The following is a 16,033-nucleotide window of genomic DNA, read 5'->3' on the forward strand; positions in this document are numbered from 1 at the left end:
GCAGAAACACATCCGCGTACCCTGTTCCTTTATGCGGACCGCTAGCAATGAGCACAGGCGGGTAGTCTGGCATCTGCCAGTGAATGATTTGGTCGTCAGCCCGGGCCCCGACACTCGACAAAACAAGACAACAAGCCATGCCGGCCGCTGATAACGTCGAGATAGACGGCGTCCTGATCGTCCAAACATTGGCTGAAAACATGGATGTCCTTTGTCGCGTGCGCTCGAGGCATCCATTCTCTCTACCGACAGCTTGTGCAGCAAGTCCCTCTCATCGTAGGTTGAAGCAAGCGGCGCGCTACCGGGAGAAAATGGGGGAGGTCTTTCTTTGATACATTGTTTCAACTGCCCACTTTTAATTTCATCTCAGCGCGACCATGAGATAACTGAGCCTAATTGCCTTGCCCAACGATTTTGCTCACGATCAATTGAGTTTTTTCTCTGCCAATAGCCTCGTATTGCCTTTGCAACTTGATGAGCTCGGAGCATTCTTCAGGTGATTGTGGATTCATTTGTTTAATCTTTGCACCAACCTCATTTAACCTTCTATCATATTCAACAGTTTCCGGTGTTGAAAAATGCACAACCTCTGCAAGAGCGTGGTCAAAATCCAGCCCTTTATTCGTCGTCAGAAAGTCTACTGCTTTCCCAATTTGAGCAGACATCTCGGCATTTGAGGCCTGGGCAGTCGCGACACTGTTTTTGTATTCAGGAGAGTCGAAACAGCTGGCTGAAAAGCACGGCGCAGAAATAGCGAACAGCGTGGTTGCGGCAAGCAACATTTTCATAATTTCTCCATAAAATCCACCCCTGATTGCAATGCACACAGAGACTCAAGTGTTAAATAAGCGGCCTAATGTACTCACTAATCCATACTCTCATGGCGTTAAACCCATGATGAAACGCCAAGTGGCTCTGCAACTTTTCACATCAATTTGGCCAAGAATGGTAGACATTCTCGCACCCTGATGCCATATTTCTCAAGCGCCTTGCTATGAGAAGCTCGTCCAAGAACCTCAAGCATCCTGATGCGATGATATCCGCCGGCTCTCCGCTGACTGGAACGGCAATGGGGACAGATCTATGGGCCCAGTTTTATAGCAACTACAAAAAAGACCAGACGCCATTGAGGCGATAAGGCCACCTCAACATGAGAAATATGAGTTGTTATTTTATGCCATGGCTGATTTTTTTCGTCACATCCACCTTGGCGGCTGACTTGAACAGAATAAAAGTGGGGGAGAAAGACAATCGGGAGGTTTTTTTATATGTTGACAACAATAAACCAGAAATCAAAGACGGTATTGTCACGACCTGGTCAATAGCAAATGTAATCACACCAGAATCAAAAGACCAAGATGCATATGCGTCAATTAGGGTTTTGCAGCAATACAATTGCACTGAGCGATTGTCTAGGATGTTGGCTTTCGTCAGCTACTCCCAAAAAGACGGTGATGGTACGGTTGTTTCGACGGGAGCATCTGATAACTTACCTTTTACTGAAGTCGGCGGCGATTCTATCAATGAGCGCATCCTAAATAGGGTGTGTCCGCATCCTGGTCCATGAGTTTTGGTGCTGTCAGTTTGCGGGATTAATCGAAGATCCGTTGAACAGTCAATGCTTCTAAGCGACATCCAGCCCCGGGGGCCCTGCCCCCGGCCTCCTGGTTAACGCCTTAATCGGCGGTGAGCACTAAGCAATCGGCCACCTCTCTCGCCCGCGCCGCCACCGGCAGATATAGCCACGACGTGTTGGCGTCGATCGGCGCGGCACGCCAAGCCAGGCGGCTATCCACGATCAGACGGCACACCTCCGCGTTGGGACGCTGCTCGCGCGACGGGCACAACACCGAGATCAGGGAAAGTAACTGCTCTTGGCGGAAGCGGGGGTTTGAAGAAATGATGGGCACTGCTTTACTATGGTACGCAGCCATGCTGACTCGCTCCGTGAGTTAGTTTTGGTTAGCGGGGCCGGGGTGGATCAGACCTCGGTCCCGCGCCGCTTGCGGCGAATGCCGCGCCAACTACCTTATCCAGCCGGGGCAGATTCGACAAGATAGCGGTGCTGTCAGGAAAATCTGAAACTGCAAAACCCCTGTCATGCGCACGATGGCGTGCGCTGCTGCGCGAGCGCACGCTACGGTGCGCCGAGGTTATGGCTTCTGGGGGTGATCCGGGGCATCGTCATCGGGATGACAAAATAGCTTCGCGAACAACCGTTTCGACTCGTCCACGCCTTCATCGGTGAGCCACACCGATTTTGTCTTGTTGACAGGATCGGCGATCAGGCCGCGCTCATGCAGACGGTTCAGCACCGCCCAATCGAAGCCCTTCCAAGCGCGTTGATTGTTGTCCAAAGTCAAAAAAAGCAGCGCCAGCACCGCTTCGTCAATGGCATCCGTATTGATATTCTTCATATCCCACTCCAGTTCGCGCGTCGGTACCGACCAACATACGCCGATGCTAGCACAGGGAGCAAATGAACAAGTCAGACGGTCCGGAGAGCCGTGCGCTGCTGCGCGAGCGCACGCTACGGTGATGCCACGCTGCCTGGACGGACTGACGGCCGATGCCGACAATGCGGGCTTTCGACTACCGAGCGCTTGCATATGCCCCAAACTCCAGCACACGCCGATTCAAGCCAAACCACGCTAATCACCGAACTAAAACAACTGATCGACGATGCCCGCCATCGCGCTGCTATGGCGGTCAATGCCACGCTGACCCAGCTCTATTGGCAGGTTGGCAACCGCATCCACCGCGAAATTCTCGGCAGCCAGCGTGCCGATTATGGCGAGGAGATCATCAACGCTCTCGGACGGCAACTCAGCGCTGAGTACGGACGTGGCTGGAGCGTCCGAAACTTACGGCTATGCATTCGCTTTGCTCAGGTCTATCCGAATAAGGAAATTGTGCACACACTGTGTGCCAAATTGAGCTGGTCGCATCTGCGCCTAATCGCAGCAGTGAACGACCCGCTAAAACGTGACTTCTACACCGAACTCTGCCAGACGGAACAATGGAGCGTACGCCAATTGCAGGACCGCATGCAGTCGATGCTTTTCGAGCGTAGCGCCATCTCAAACCAGCCTGAGGAAACCATCCGCCACGCGCTGCAGGCGCTACGTCATGACTCGCAGCCCTGCCCCGCATTGCTATTGAAGGACCCCTATTTGCTTGATTTCCTCGGGCTCAATGACCGCTACTTAGAAAAAGATCTTGAAGACGCGATCTTGCGCGAAATCGAGCAATTTTTGCTGGAGCTGGGTGCCGGCTTTACCTTTGTGGCTCGGCAGAAGCGCATCCAGATCGATGACGACGATTTCTACATTGATCTTTTATGCTACAACCGCAAGCTCAAACGGTTAGTCGCGATCGAACTGAAAGTTGGCGATTTCCGCGCCGAATACAAAGGCCAGATGGAACTCTATCTGCGCTGGTTAGCCCGCCATGAACAAGAAGCCGACGAAAATCCACCGTTGGGCATCATCCTGTGTACCGGCAAGAAACAAGAGCAGATAGAGTTATTGGAGTTGGATCAAAGCGGCATCCACGTTGCCGAATACCTGACCGTATTGCCGCCCCGCGAGACGTTACAAACGAAGTTGCAGCAGTCCATCAAGGCAGCCCGGCTGCGATTGGCAAGCGAAGCATAAATCTGGGTCTCGTTCAATGTTCTGGATCTTTTAAGCCGCAAATTGGCAACCATAAATCGACGGCAATAGCATCTACAACAACCAGCCCCACGGAGGACTGAGAAAATGGCCATTGAATCGCTTATCGGTTTGGGAATATTTGTCGCAGGCATGGCGGCTTTTGCGCTTTACGCAGGGAGGCATCGAGAGAAAGACCACCCGCGCAAACCCCACAAATAACCACTGCAGAGTCGGGGGAAACGAATATCAATCCGCAATAAACCAAAATCATCGATCTATGGCGCAGTGCTACGCGACTGCACCCTACCCGACTGGCGCACGAACTAACATAGGCTATTCACCGCCCTTCAACCACCGCAGCAACATGGCGAACAGCACATCGGGGTCGAACGGTTTGCTGATGAAATCGTTCATCCCCGCCGCCAGGCATTTGTTGCGGTCTTCCTCGAATGCGTTGGCCGTCATGGCCACGATCGGAACCGCGCCGCGGTGCGGCAGCCGCCGGATCGTTTGCGTCGCCTCGATACCGTCGACCCCGGGCATCTGCATGTCCATCAGGATGGCATCGTAGTCGTGCAGGCTGGCCAGACGCACCGCCTCGGCGCCGTCGCCGGCCAAGTCGACGCTCAGGCCGACGTCTTCCAACAACAGCCGAGCCACCTCTTGGTTGATCGGCTCATCCTCCGCCACCAAGATGAGCTTGCCGCCATAGGCGCGCCGCAGCACCTCCTCCGCCCGCTCGGTCGGAGGCGCCAAGTCGGCGGCGCTGGGTTGGCCCTTGCCTAGCCGCACCGTCAGCCAAAAATCGCTGCCCTGGTCCAGCGTGCTTTCCACCCCCACCTGGCCGCCCATCAATTGGGCGATGTGCTGGTTGATGGCTAGGCCGAGCCCCGTGCCGCCGTATTTGCGGTTGGTGGTATTGTCCGCTTGCTCGAAGGCGGTAAACAGGTTGGCTTGCTGCTCATGCGCAATGCCGATCCCGGTGTCGATCACATCGAATCGCAGCAGATAATCGGCGGCGGTTTCCTCCAGCACCTTCCCCGCCAGCGTGATGCGGCCATGGTCGGTGAACTTGACCGCATTGCCCAGATAATTGACCAGCGCCTGCGACAGCCGTGTGGGATCGCCGCGCAAGGCGTGCGGCACGTCCGAAACACTGACGACGAATTGCAGCCCCTTGGCGCGCGCCGACTCGCCGATCACGGCGAACACCGAGCGCAGCAAATCGCCCAGGTTGAATTCTTTCTGCTCCAACACCAGCTTGCTGGCTTCGATTTTGGAGAGATCGAGAATATCGTTGATGACGCTTAACAGATGCTTGCCGGAAGTGACGATGGAATCCAGCTGCCCCGCCTGATCGGGCGAGACGTCGCCGCGCTGGAGAATATTGGCCATGCCGAGAATGCCGTTGATCGGCGTTCTGATCTCGTGGCTCATGTTGGCCAAAAAGACGCTTTTCGACCGGCTCGCGGCCTCGGCCGCATCGCGCGCGGCGGCCAGTTCTGCCGTGCGCGTCGACACCAAGGCTTCCAAATGATCCCGGTGATGTTCGATGGCGCGGCGGATATCCTTTTGCGGCGTGATATCGGCGGCCACCCCCAGAAAATGCGGCACCCCGGCAATATCGACCTGGCATCCCGAGTACGAAATGTCGATCACCTCCCCTGATTTCCGGCGGAATTGGGCTTCGTAATTGTGTATCACGTCCCCGGCGCGCATGGCGTCCAACACTGAGGCGCGGGCATCGGCGTCGACCCACAGATGAATGTCGGCCCCGGTTTTGCCCAGCACCTCTTCTCGGCTATAGCCGAGCAGGGTTTCCATCGATTGATTCATGTCCACGATGGTGCCGTCGCTCATCATGGCAATGGCAATGCCCACGGGGCTCGTCTGAAACACCGCCGCGAAGCGTTTGTTGCTCTCCGCCTCCCGTCGCGCCAGCTCTTCCCGCATCCGCAAGCGGGCAGCCACCAACGCGCCCACACGGGCGAGCAGCTCCTCCGGCGAGAACGGTTTGTTGAGAAAACCCTGGATACCGCGCTCATACAGGCCGATACGCATCGCTTCGTCGGTCTTGGCCGTCAGCATGAGAATGGGAACGCTGTTCAGGCTGTCATGTTGGCCCAACGCAACGACCATGAGGTCGCCGCTCATCACCGGCATCATCACGTCGCTGACGATCAGGTCGGGTATTACCGTCAGGGCCTTTTCCAGCCCCTCGCGGCCATTGAAGGCGCTGATCACGCGATATTGCGCACGCAGCGTCTCGCAGATGAACGCGTTCATGTCGGCATTGTCCTCAACCACCAACACCACCGGCGCCAAGTCGTCGGCCTCTTCCCGCGGCATCTCGTTGACGGGGGGCGGTTGAGGCGCATCGGCCGGCAGCGCCATCATGACGGGATCGAGCTGGCTTTCCGTGTCGTCAAGCATCGTCCCGGCCGGCGCCAGTCGCGGCAGGCGGACAAGGAACAGGGCGCCGCCGCTAGGCGCGTCGGCGACGCTGACCTCGCCATGGTGAAGCAGGACGAAATCCTTGACGATGGCCAGGCCAAGTCCCGTACCGCCAAAGCGCCGCTGGGTGCCGCCTTCGGCTTGGCGAAAACGGTCGAACACGGCCGCGCGCAGCTCCTCGGGCACACCCGGTCCGTTATCCCGCACCGCGATCTGCACGTCATCGTCAAGGCACGACAGGGTCATGGAGATAGTGCCGCCATCCGGCGTGAATTTAAACGCGTTGCCCAGCAGGTTGATCAGCGTGCGCTGGATCTTTTCGCTATCCACCTCCGCCCACAATATCTCCGGCGCGATCACCTTGAAATCGATGAGGCGGTCGGCAGCCAAGGCTTCGAAGTGACAGGCGACGTCGCGGGACAGGCTGGCCAGATCGAGCCGGGAGTAATGAATGGCCATCCGCCCCGCTTCCAGCTTGGCCGCGTCAAGGAGATCGGATACGTGGCGGTACAGCAGGCGCGCATTGCGCAACATCATGTCCGTTTCGCGGCGGTCGGCGTCGGACAGATCCGGGCGATGCGCCCGGCTTTGCAGCGGCGCCAAAATCAGCGTGAGCGGCGTGCGCAGCTCATGGCTGACATTGGCGAAGAACTCGCTCTTGAGCTTATCCAGCTCCAACGTCTTGGCATAAAGCCGTTCCAGCTCCTCATTGGCCGCCTTGAGTTGCGCGCTGGCCGCCGCCACCTCGTTGGCGCGGGCGAACACCTCCGCCTCCATCTTCACCGCCTGCGCGCGTAGCGTGTCGTTGAGCAGGCTCTGCTCGACCCCCTGCTGCTTGAGCCGGACGAACTCGGTCACGTCCTCGACCTTGTGAATGATGTAGATGACGCCGCCATCGGCATTGAGCACCGGCGTATTCAGAGGACTCCAGTAACGGGCTTCGAACCCGCCGCCTTCGCTCTCGGGCAACCGGATATCGTATTTTTGCACCGGCATCGCATCCGGCGCGCGGGTCTGCAGAACCCGCAACAGCGACGCATGCAGATTACGCACGCCCTCCGCCGCAGGGTCGTCCGGGTTGTCGGGAAACACCTCGAACAGCCCCTTGCCCACAATGTCCTCTCGCCGTGTCTTGGTACTGCGGGCATAGGCATCGTTGACGCCGACGATGACTAATTGCGGATCCAAAATCAGATACAAATCCGGCGCGCTCTCGAACAGCGCGCGAAAATCCAGCTTGACGTCGACAGGGCTCACAGTGGTCGTCTCTGAAAGCGGTGAAGGTCTTGATGAGCGGTGACCGGCTCGCGCCGTTGCGTGCGCCAGCGCAGACCACCGCCGCTCCCCCGGCTACTTACTTAGAATATTACTTATCCACCCAATACCTCAACACAATACAACAATCCATGCCAAACGCATACATGCAGTAGAACGCCGACAGTGGGTTGAGCGCGTGATTGGCACGATATGGCCATGTTAATGAATATAGCGCCTTCCCCTATGGCCAGATATTAACGCGTACGATTTTTCCTATTCTTATACCCCCCTCATCTTTTTCATCAAAAACAGATTAGGAATAGGATGAATAAAAATAAACGCAATGTATTAGTATTAACCGCAGCGATTTTATCTCTCGCGAATCAGCCCACTTCCGCCGAGTCTTTCCGCCCACCCGCACTTAATTGGAAAGTGCCGCAATATAATATCGATGGCTATAGCGGAAAATGGTGTCTCCGCCTCCGAGCGCGCCGCCTTCGAATACATGCTGAGCCACGACGGCATCCGCCCGCTGCTCGAACGCGGCGGCATGCTGCGCATCCTGTCGGAGCGGCCTCTATGCGAGGGCTGCCAAACGGCGGTGGCCGAATTCATGTCGCGCTACCCCAACGTACATCTACATATCGTCGAGGGCGGCGGTTCGCCAGGTTCGTAGCGTAGTCGCTTTAGAACCTCTAACTGAACGCATTTCGCGGTCGGGTAGCGTGCGTTCGCGAAGCAACGCACGGTCTTAGGACTCGCTCTAGACGTGCATTGCCTGCGGCGAATGCACGCCACAAAACCTGAGCGGATGCCTGGCTGGTGCTTTTGTTAGAAATTCTTAGTCCATGTACCGCTGATAAAGCGCTTGATAGCGGCCGTCTTGCTTAAGGCGGTCCAAGGCTTTGCGCCAACGGACCACCTCGGCAGCCGGCGTCTGTTTAGACAAGACGATAAAGCCGCTTCGCTTGTCGATGATCGCCGGCGTGGCGCGGATATGCGACGGCGCCACGTCCGCCGCCGCCAACTTGGCCCGCAGGTCCAGATCGGCGGAGGCCACGAGACGAACACGGCCGGCATCCAGCATTTTGAAGCAGTCGATGTAGGAATCGCTGCGATACAGCATGACGAAACCTTGTCGCGACAAAATAGCGTCGTGCACATTGTCGCGCAGGACACAAACAGGTAGCGATTTGGCGGCGGCCAGCGTGCGAATGTGCGTTGGTCTCCGGGCGCTTTCGTACAGCCGGTCCACCTCGTAGGAAATGGGACCCACCCATTGCACGGCGTGCTCGCGCTCGGGCGTGCGCGTCAGATTGAACAGCGCGACGTGATCTTTGTGTTGCACCAGCCACAGCCCGCGGTCCAGCGGCACTTCCACGATGCGGTCGGGAAGCTGAAGCTCGGCGAGCAACGCGCGCATCAATTCGAGGTAAAACGCCCGCTTGCCCCCATGCGCGCGGCCATGGAGGGACGTCCCGTCAACACGCGCCTCATCGCCCAAGCTATGGGTATAGATTTGCCAATCCGCCGCATGCGCCGGCGGCAACGCCAATAGGCTTAGCAGCAAGGCAAGGGGTTTTTTCATTTATCTGCACCCTCAGGGAGGCCAATGTGCAAATCAAGAAAAATCAAATTTGAGTGCTATGGGGATGGCGAGATCAAGGCCAAGTACGCATCGAGCGAGCGCTTCACCGCCTCGCCGACCAAATGCGCGATACGGTCGTAAACCCCGCTGACACAGGCCTCGTCCAAGGCGTCGTAGTACGCCAGGCGATCCTCTTTACGGATGACGGCCGGCGGATAACCGGCTTTCATCAAATCGAAGTTCAGCAGCAAGCGCCCTGTGCGGCCATTGCCATCAATGAACGGGTGAATTTTGACAAACCGCGTGTGCAGCGCCGCGGCGCGAGCCACCGGGTGCAGATCGCCGCTGACTTGATACCAATCGATCAGAGCACGCATGGCATCATTCAAGTGCAGAAAATCCGGAGGGGTGGTGCTTGCACCGGCAATCGCCACGTTTTCCTGGCGATACTTCCCTGCCTGCAGGTCGTCGATGCCTTTCAGCACCAGCGCATGAATATTCTTGATTTGCCATTCGCTCAACGGTTCTTGCCTGCTGACGATCTCCTCAACATACAGGATCGCGTCACGGTGGTTAGTCGCCTCGAAGTGCTCGCGCAACGATTTACCACCGACGGTAATGCCTTCCAGCACCACCTTGGTCTCACGCAGGGTAAGGGTATTTCCCTCGATGGCGTTGGAATGGTAGGTCCACTCCAACGCCAACTTCTCCCGCAGCGAGGCCAGGGTATGCGGCGGCAAAGGCCGTACAGCGTCCAACTTGGCCTTTTCCGCATCCACCAACTGTAGAATGGTCAACAATGCCCTATTCATCCTATTTACCCGCCGCCATCGGAATCAGGCGATAGGCTAACGCAAGACGGCCGTGGTTCAAAGCGCCTTGCGCTCGAAGCGGCGACCCCTGCAAAAAATAGTCGTCCGTTTTTCGGTTGCACCCTGTGGCTTGCTGGCTCTAAGGTATTGCCAAGCACAGGAGAATACCGCATGCGCATCACCGACCCCGGCCAGATCGACCATTATTACCAGGCGCTGCTTGACCGTTCGTCCGAGCACGTCGGCAGCTTCTACGCCGCGGTACGCACCACCTCGGTGTTCTGCATCGCCACCTGCCGTGCGAGGAAGCCCAAGCGCGAAAACGTCGAGTTCTTCACCGAGGTCAAAGACGCGCTCGACGCCGGCTACCGGCCATGCAAGATCTGCCGCCCGGTCGAGCACAGCCACGCGTTGCCGCCGGCGGTGGCGGCGGCCATGGCGCTGTTGCGCGCGCACCCGCAGCAGAAGGTCGGCGATGCCCAACTACGCGCAGCCGGTGTCGGTCCCGAGGCGGTGCGACGCTGGTTTCTCCAGCACTATGGCATCACCTTTCAAGCCTACCAGCGTATGACGCGCATCAACCAGGCGATGGAGGAGCTCAAAGCGGGCAAAAGCAGCACGGACGCTGCGCTCGACGCCGGCTACCAATCGACCAGCGGCTTCGGCTACTCCTTTCGCAAGCTCACCGGCGGCGCGCCGCGCCGCGCCGCGCATGACGCGGTGATCTTGATCGACCGGCTGAACACGCCGATCGGGCCGATGTTCCTTTGCGCCACCGAGCAAGGCGTCTGCCTGTTGGAGTTCGTCGACCGGCGCATGCTGGAAACCGAGTTCCACGACCTGCAGCGTCGTTTGCGCGCGCGCATCCTAGCCGGCGACAACGCCATCATGCGCCAGACGCGGCAGGAGCTGGCCGAATACTTCGCCGGGCAACGGCAGACCTTCGACGTGCCGCTCGACACGCCCGGCAGCGATTTTCAACGCACGGTATGGCAAGCGCTGCAACGCATTCCTTGCGGCCAGACCGCCAGCTACAAGCAGCAGGCGGAGCGCATCGGCCGGCCGCAGGCGGTGCGGGCCGTTGCCGCGGCCAATGGCGCCAACCGCGTATCGATTCTGGTGCCGTGCCACCGCGTCATCGGCAGCGACGGCGACCTGACCGGCTATGGCGGCGGCCTGCCGCGCAAAGCTTGGCTGTTGGCGCACGAAGCGCGCATGGCTGCCGGCCCCGCCATTTAATGCCATTATAATTGCCAGATGCAAACAATAAACACAATGGAATATACAGAATATTTAGTTGTAGTGTTCCATCGTGCTTCGTTCCAACTGTTCCCCCCCCGAAGTCCGGCACGCCTTTTGGCGCCGCCTGCGCCATGGCTGTGACGATGCGCTCGCGCGCGGCCACGCCTTCGTCCTGATCCTGGGTCATAGCGGCCACTTGGCCGACCCGGACTTGCTGAGCGCGGCGGAATACCGCCGCATGGCGTGCCTGCGACGTCAGGCCGACCGCGACAATCTGGCGCTTGGCCGTACCATGATCCAGCAATTGGCGGTGCCGGCCGGCATTCCCGTGCCCGCGCCGCTCTTGACCGGCGCCCAGGGCAAGCCCTATATCGCCGGCGCCCATCCATTCAATCTCGCCCATTCCGGCCACTACGTCGCCTGCGCGGTGTGCGCCACCCATCCGATCGGCATCGACATCGAGCTGTTCGACCGCGCCGCGCCCGATCCGGCGCTCGTCGCGTTGATCGCCCACCCGAACGAACGGCGTCAGATCGACGCCCTGACCGGGCCGCGGCGCGCGCGGCTGTTTCAGCAGTGCTGGACGCGCAAGGAAGCGCTGCTCAAACAGCAGGGTTTGGGGCTCACGGAAACACTCCCCGCCATCGACGTGCGGCTGACGTCCCCCTGTCCGCTGGTCCAGGGCGAGCATGGCGCGCGCCTTTACGATCTCGATCTGCCCGCGCCCGATTTGCGCGGCGCGTTGGCACTGGATAGCGCCGTGCATCGGGTTTCGCTGCTTTTTTACGATGCCGCCGGCGTTGAAACCGCTTATTTAATCCCTGCCTAAAAGGCGGGTTTTCATTACGAGCCGGTCGGATAACATGAACCAATATTTTATTTCCTAGATTTCCCCTTCCGGTCGCAATAAAACCGGCTTCAGCCCATAAAGGAAAACTCATGGCAACGATACGTCTTGGCAGAGCCATCAAGAAAATATCGATCATTAAAGCCGACGGCGGTGGCACGCTGACTTTATACAAGGGAAAGAAATCAAAAAAGAAAAAGACCAATAAAGAACTGCGCCCCCTGGAGCGCGCCATACGGCATTTCAACGACGCCAATCTCGCCTCCGCCAAAAGCCTTTCCGCCGGCCATCGAAAGTCGAGCCGAAAACGCAAAAACGGCTGGTTGCGCGATATGGGCAAAAACTTCTTCAAGGCGCAACGCAAAGGATTCAAAAAGCTCTGATGCCCGGCGATACACATAACACAGGACCCGCATCGGTGGCGCATGAGGTGCGGGGGTGAAGCAGGCTTGGGTACCAACGCCCCTGCCCACGATGCCGGCGCGCGCGACGGCAACGGCGCGGACCGCCATTCCGCCGCGACGAGGCGGCGCGGCGCGCTCGCTGTGGCAATTGCTGCGGTTCGCCGGTTTTCTGTTCGCGCTGCGCTTTCGCGCGCTCCCCACCCTCCAGAAGGCCGAGCGGGTTCGCGCCTTTCTTGAACAGCGCGGCGGCTTATGGATCAAGATCGCGCAAACGTTGGCCAGCCGCCATGACGTCTTGCCCGCCGTGTATTGCGAAGAGCTCGGCAAGCTGTTCGACCGCGCCACCGCCTACCCCTGGGAGCAAGCGCGGCAAGCACTGGAAAGCAGCCTGGGACAGCCGCTCGACGTGCTGTTCGATCGTTTCGACACCCAGCCGCTGGCCGCCGCCTCGATCGCGCAAACCTATCGGGCGCGGCTCAACTGGAACGGGGCCGAGGTAGCGGTCAAGGTCCGCAGGCCGTATATCGACGAGATTTTCCGCCGCGATTTGAAGTTGGTGCGCGCCGTCGCTTGGTTATTCAATTTATGGCCCGGCTTACGTCATTTGAATCTGCTCGACATGCATGGCGAATTGGAAGCCATGTTGCTGGAGGAATTGGATTTCCGCATCGAGGCCACGCTAATACGCGACATGCGCCGTAATCTCAAACCGCGCGGCGTGGAAATTCCCCGCGTTTACCGCCGCTATTGCAATAAAGAAGTGATCGTCATGTCGTTTATTGACGGTGTATTAATGGCGGATTATCTGCGCTTATTGGCCACCGATCCGCTCATAGCAAAACATTGGCTGGAAGAAAACCATATCAACTCCAAAAAAGTGGCGCGCAAGATTTATTTAAGCTGCCAGCGGCAAATATTCGAAGACAATATGTTTCATGGTGATCTCCACCCCGGCAATATCATGTTGCTGCGTCATAGCCGCTTCGCGCTCTTGGATTTCGGCGCGGTCGGCACGCTCGACCTGCAAACACGCAAGCAGGTGATGCTCTACCACCGGCTGGTGGCCGAGGGCGATCTGTCCAAGGCCATGATGGTGCTGACCCATATGTCGTCCCCCGTGCCGCAAGGCAATCTGGCGAGCCTGTTGCGCCGGCTCACGCGCGTCACCCAGGCGTCGTTGCGCTTCATGACGGTGAAGCACGTGCCGTACGAAGAGCGCATTTACTCCGATGCCACCAGCCGGCAACTCAAGCTGCTGGGTCAGGCGCGCATCCCGGTCAGTTGGGATTTCCTGCGCGCGCAGCGCACCTTCACCGTGTTGGAAATGTCGATGCGCCAGCTCGATCCGTCGATGGAGCCGATGAAACTGTCGCGCGCTTATTTCCAACGGCGGCGCGAACGCGCCGAACGCCAGGCCGGCGGCCGGCACGAGCAGTTGTTCAATCACGTCGAGGCACTGGTCACCGACGCCTCCGCCGTCATGCGCGAATTGGCCGACGTGCGCGCGCTGGCCGGAAAGATCTGGGGCATGGGCCTGGACGAAATGAAGACGCTCGGCCGCCGCGCGCTGTTGTGGCTATCCACGGCCGCAGCGGGCATCGGCGGGCTCCTCTGGGCCGGCCACTACTACCTGGGCGGTTAGCCGGCCCACGCTTTCGCCGAGGCGGCCATGGGGGCCGTCTCGCACCACAGCAGTCTCAAGGAGAAATGCAATGGCAACAGAAACTCAGGCGACCACCCACGCCAGCACCGGCGACGGCTGCGGTCCCAATCCGGTTGTGATCAAACTCGGCAAGAAAAAACGCAAGGACATCCGCAAGCTGAGCAAGGGCAAAGGACGCCTGTTCGCCAAGGTGGTGGAGACCCACGCGCACTTGCGCACCGAAGGCGCGGCCGATGGCCCGGTATTCGTCGTGGTCAAGCAAAAAAAGCGTCGCGGCGGCAAGTTGATGTTCAACGGCCCCTGGTGATGACAGACGGGGTCTCCCGCTTGGCGGCGGGAGACCCGTCGGCGCCGCCACAACAACAATCCCAAGGAGACAGCCATGACCGCCAGCACCGATGAAACCGAACTTTTCCATGTCGTCGTCAACGAGCACGCCCAATATTCGATTCTGGGCGCGCGCCAGCCGCTGCCCGCCGGTTGGCGCCATGCCGGGCTGTGCGCCTCGCGTGACGAATGCCTCGATTACATCGAGTCCGTCTGGACCGACATCACCCTGATCCGCGGCACCGCCGCTCACGATTAACCACCGCCACCCCGACGGCGCCGCCTCCTCTCCGGCGCCCGACGCCGTCCCAACCGCAGCAAGGTTCGCCATGAATCCACACGACTCCCTGGAAGCCGTGCCGCTTTCCGTTGCCCAATTGGGCATCTGGGTGGCACAACAACTCGACCCGCAAAGCCCGATCTTCAACATCGCCGAATATCTCGACATCCCCGGCCCGCTCGACCCGGACCGGCTCGCGCGCGCCGTACGCGCGGTGGTCTTGGCCAGCGACGCGCTGCATCAGCGTTTCTCGCCGGGCGCCGAGGGCCCACGAGGCCGTATCGAAGCCATCGACGACTATCGACTGCCCTGCCTCGATCTCAGCCATGAATCCGACCCGATCGCCGCCGCGCGGCAGTGGATGCAACGCGACGTCGAACACGTGGCCGATTTGGCGCACGGCCCGCTGTTCGCGCTGACGCTGCTGCGGCTGGGCGATGCCCATCACCTGCTGTATGCGCGCGCGCACCATATCGTCAACGACGGTTTCGGCGGCGCGCTGTTCTTCCGGCAAATTGCCGAGGTGTACGGCCTGCTGGCCACCGGCGACGCGCAGGACTTCGCCCCGGCGGGATGCTGGCGGGATCTGATAGCGAGCGAAAACGCCTATCGCGAATCGGCGCGATTCCCGAAGGACCGTGCCTACTGGCTGGAACAATTGCAAGGGCTGGACACCGCGGCGACGCTATCCGGCAAACCGCCGGGCCGCCCGGGGCCGGTGGTCGAGGCCGCCGCCGCATTGCCACGCGCCGAGGCCACGGCGCTGCTGCAGTGGGGACAGGCGCACGGCACGAGCCTGGCGCAGATCGTGACGGCGGCGGCGGGCTACTATCTGGCGGCTTTGACCGGCCAGCGCGACATTTTGCTTGGCGTGCCGGTCACCGCGCGCACCGGCGCCAAGATGCGGCACATCGTCGGCATGGTGGCCAACATATTGCCGTTGCGGCTCAGCATTGCGCCGGGCGACAGCTTGGCGGCACTGGCGCAGCAAACCACCCGGCGCATGCGCGAATTGCTGCGCCACCAAAGCTACCGGCGCGAGGACCTGCGTCATGATCTCGGCCTAAGCCCGGAAGCGCCGGAACTGTACGGGCTGACGGTCAACGTCAACGCCTTCGCCTACGACTTGGCCTTTGCCGGCACCCCCGCCCACGTGTACAACCTGGGCAGCCGGCCGGTCAACGACTTGCAGCTGGTGCTGTTCGACAACCTCGACGAGGCCGATGTGCGCATCAAGCTGTTCGGCAAGGCGGCGCATTACACCACGGCGGAGGTGCACGCGCATCTGCGGCGGTTCTTGGCGCTATTGTCGCGCTGGCACACGCTGGCGCCGGACACCCGCTTGGAGGAACTGGACCTGCTGTCCGACGCCGAGCGCCATGCCGTCGTCGAACTGCCCAACCAGACCCGCGCTGCCATCGCGCCACAGCCGCTCCACGCACTGTTCGAGGCCAGCGCCCAAGGCCGGCCCGAGGCCCTGGCCCTCTCCGGCCACACCCTCGA

At 59.6% G+C, this 16,033-nt stretch carries 16 protein-coding genes; 10 read left to right on the forward strand and 6 right to left on the reverse strand.

The features are described 5' to 3' along the window. Positions 1 to 392 precede the first annotated feature (392 nt). Positions 393 to 788, reverse strand: a complete 396-nt coding sequence (locus JOZ06_RS02130) for a hypothetical protein (protein WP_293228187.1) — start codon at positions 786 to 788, stop codon at positions 393 to 395. A gap of 386 nt (positions 789 to 1,174) precedes the next feature. Between JOZ06_RS02130 and JOZ06_RS02135 the strand changes: the two genes are divergently transcribed. Then, entirely contained in the window at positions 1,175 to 1,567 is a 393-nt protein-coding gene (locus JOZ06_RS02135) for a surface-adhesin E family protein (protein ID WP_293228189.1), read from the forward strand. A gap of 109 nt (positions 1,568 to 1,676) precedes the next feature. Here JOZ06_RS02135 and JOZ06_RS02140 read toward each other — a convergent pair whose 3' ends face one another. Both JOZ06_RS02140 and JOZ06_RS02145 read right to left on the reverse strand, forming a co-directional pair. Further along, positions 1,677 to 1,934: a hypothetical protein gene (locus JOZ06_RS02140; RefSeq protein WP_293228191.1), complete on the reverse strand. Its 258-nt coding sequence runs from the start codon at positions 1,932 to 1,934 to the stop codon at positions 1,677 to 1,679. 219 nt (positions 1,935 to 2,153) lie between these two features. Next, positions 2,154 to 2,417 carry a DUF6429 family protein gene (locus tag JOZ06_RS02145; protein WP_293228193.1) on the reverse strand — a complete coding sequence of 88 codons (264 nt, stop codon included), beginning with the start codon at positions 2,415 to 2,417 and terminating at the stop codon, positions 2,154 to 2,156. A 192-nt stretch (positions 2,418 to 2,609) separates the two neighbouring features. On the opposite strand from JOZ06_RS02145, the gene JOZ06_RS02150 reads away from it, so the two are divergent. Then, positions 2,610 to 3,656 (forward strand): PDDEXK nuclease domain-containing protein, encoded by a 1,047-nt coding sequence (locus tag JOZ06_RS02150; RefSeq protein WP_293228195.1) that lies wholly within the window; start codon positions 2,610 to 2,612, stop codon positions 3,654 to 3,656. Positions 3,657 to 3,989: 333 nt separating this feature from the next. Here the strand turns inward: JOZ06_RS02150 and JOZ06_RS02155 are convergent, their stop codons facing one another. Next, positions 3,990 to 7,367: an ATP-binding protein gene (locus tag JOZ06_RS02155; protein ID WP_293228197.1), complete on the reverse strand. Its 3,378-nt coding sequence runs from the start codon at positions 7,365 to 7,367 to the stop codon at positions 3,990 to 3,992. Between the two features lie 451 nt (positions 7,368 to 7,818). Between JOZ06_RS02155 and JOZ06_RS02160 the strand changes: the two genes are divergently transcribed. Next, positions 7,819 to 8,043 carry a hypothetical protein gene (locus tag JOZ06_RS02160; protein WP_293228199.1) on the forward strand — a complete coding sequence of 75 codons (225 nt, stop codon included), beginning with the start codon at positions 7,819 to 7,821 and terminating at the stop codon, positions 8,041 to 8,043. A gap of 165 nt (positions 8,044 to 8,208) precedes the next feature. On the opposite strand, the gene JOZ06_RS02165 is transcribed toward JOZ06_RS02160, so the two are convergent. Together JOZ06_RS02165 and JOZ06_RS02170 are read right to left on the reverse strand one after the other, a co-directional pair. Further along, on the reverse strand, positions 8,209 to 8,955 hold the full coding sequence (locus JOZ06_RS02165; RefSeq protein WP_293228200.1) for a transporter substrate-binding domain-containing protein: 747 nt from the start codon (positions 8,953 to 8,955) through the stop codon (positions 8,209 to 8,211). Between the two features lie 56 nt (positions 8,956 to 9,011). Beyond that, a complete protein-coding gene (locus tag JOZ06_RS02170) occupies positions 9,012 to 9,767 on the reverse strand; it encodes a Fic family protein (RefSeq protein WP_293228201.1) in 756 nt (251 codons plus the stop codon). A 171-nt stretch (positions 9,768 to 9,938) separates the two neighbouring features. Between JOZ06_RS02170 and JOZ06_RS02175 the strand changes: the two genes are divergently transcribed. The 7 genes from JOZ06_RS02175 to JOZ06_RS02205 all read left to right on the forward strand — a co-directional run. After that, entirely contained in the window at positions 9,939 to 11,006 is a 1,068-nt protein-coding gene (locus JOZ06_RS02175; protein ID WP_293228203.1) for a bifunctional transcriptional activator/DNA repair enzyme AdaA, read from the forward strand. A 73-nt stretch (positions 11,007 to 11,079) separates the two neighbouring features. Further along, positions 11,080 to 11,838 (forward strand): 4'-phosphopantetheinyl transferase superfamily protein, encoded by a 759-nt coding sequence (locus tag JOZ06_RS02180; RefSeq protein WP_293228205.1) that lies wholly within the window; start codon positions 11,080 to 11,082, stop codon positions 11,836 to 11,838. 110 nt (positions 11,839 to 11,948) lie between these two features. After that, entirely contained in the window at positions 11,949 to 12,239 is a 291-nt protein-coding gene (locus JOZ06_RS02185) for a hypothetical protein (RefSeq protein ID WP_293228207.1), read from the forward strand. A gap of 55 nt (positions 12,240 to 12,294) precedes the next feature. Further along, positions 12,295 to 13,902 (forward strand): AarF/UbiB family protein, encoded by a 1,608-nt coding sequence (locus JOZ06_RS02190; protein ID WP_293228208.1) that lies wholly within the window; start codon positions 12,295 to 12,297, stop codon positions 13,900 to 13,902. Between the two features lie 70 nt (positions 13,903 to 13,972). Continuing rightward, a complete protein-coding gene (locus JOZ06_RS02195) occupies positions 13,973 to 14,230 on the forward strand; it encodes a hypothetical protein (protein ID WP_293228209.1) in 258 nt (85 codons plus the stop codon). Positions 14,231 to 14,305: 75 nt separating this feature from the next. Further along, complete coding sequence (locus JOZ06_RS02200) at positions 14,306 to 14,509, forward strand: MbtH family NRPS accessory protein (RefSeq protein ID WP_293228211.1); 204 nt, start codon at positions 14,306 to 14,308, stop codon at positions 14,507 to 14,509. Positions 14,510 to 14,579: 70 nt separating this feature from the next. Beyond that, positions 14,580 to 16,033: condensation domain-containing protein (locus tag JOZ06_RS02205; RefSeq protein ID WP_293228213.1), on the forward strand; the 1,454-nt coding region annotated here is incomplete at its 3' end.

This window comes from Paludibacterium sp. (assembly GCF_019232825.1).
Taxonomy (GTDB): Bacteria; Pseudomonadota; Gammaproteobacteria; order Burkholderiales; family Chromobacteriaceae; genus Paludibacterium.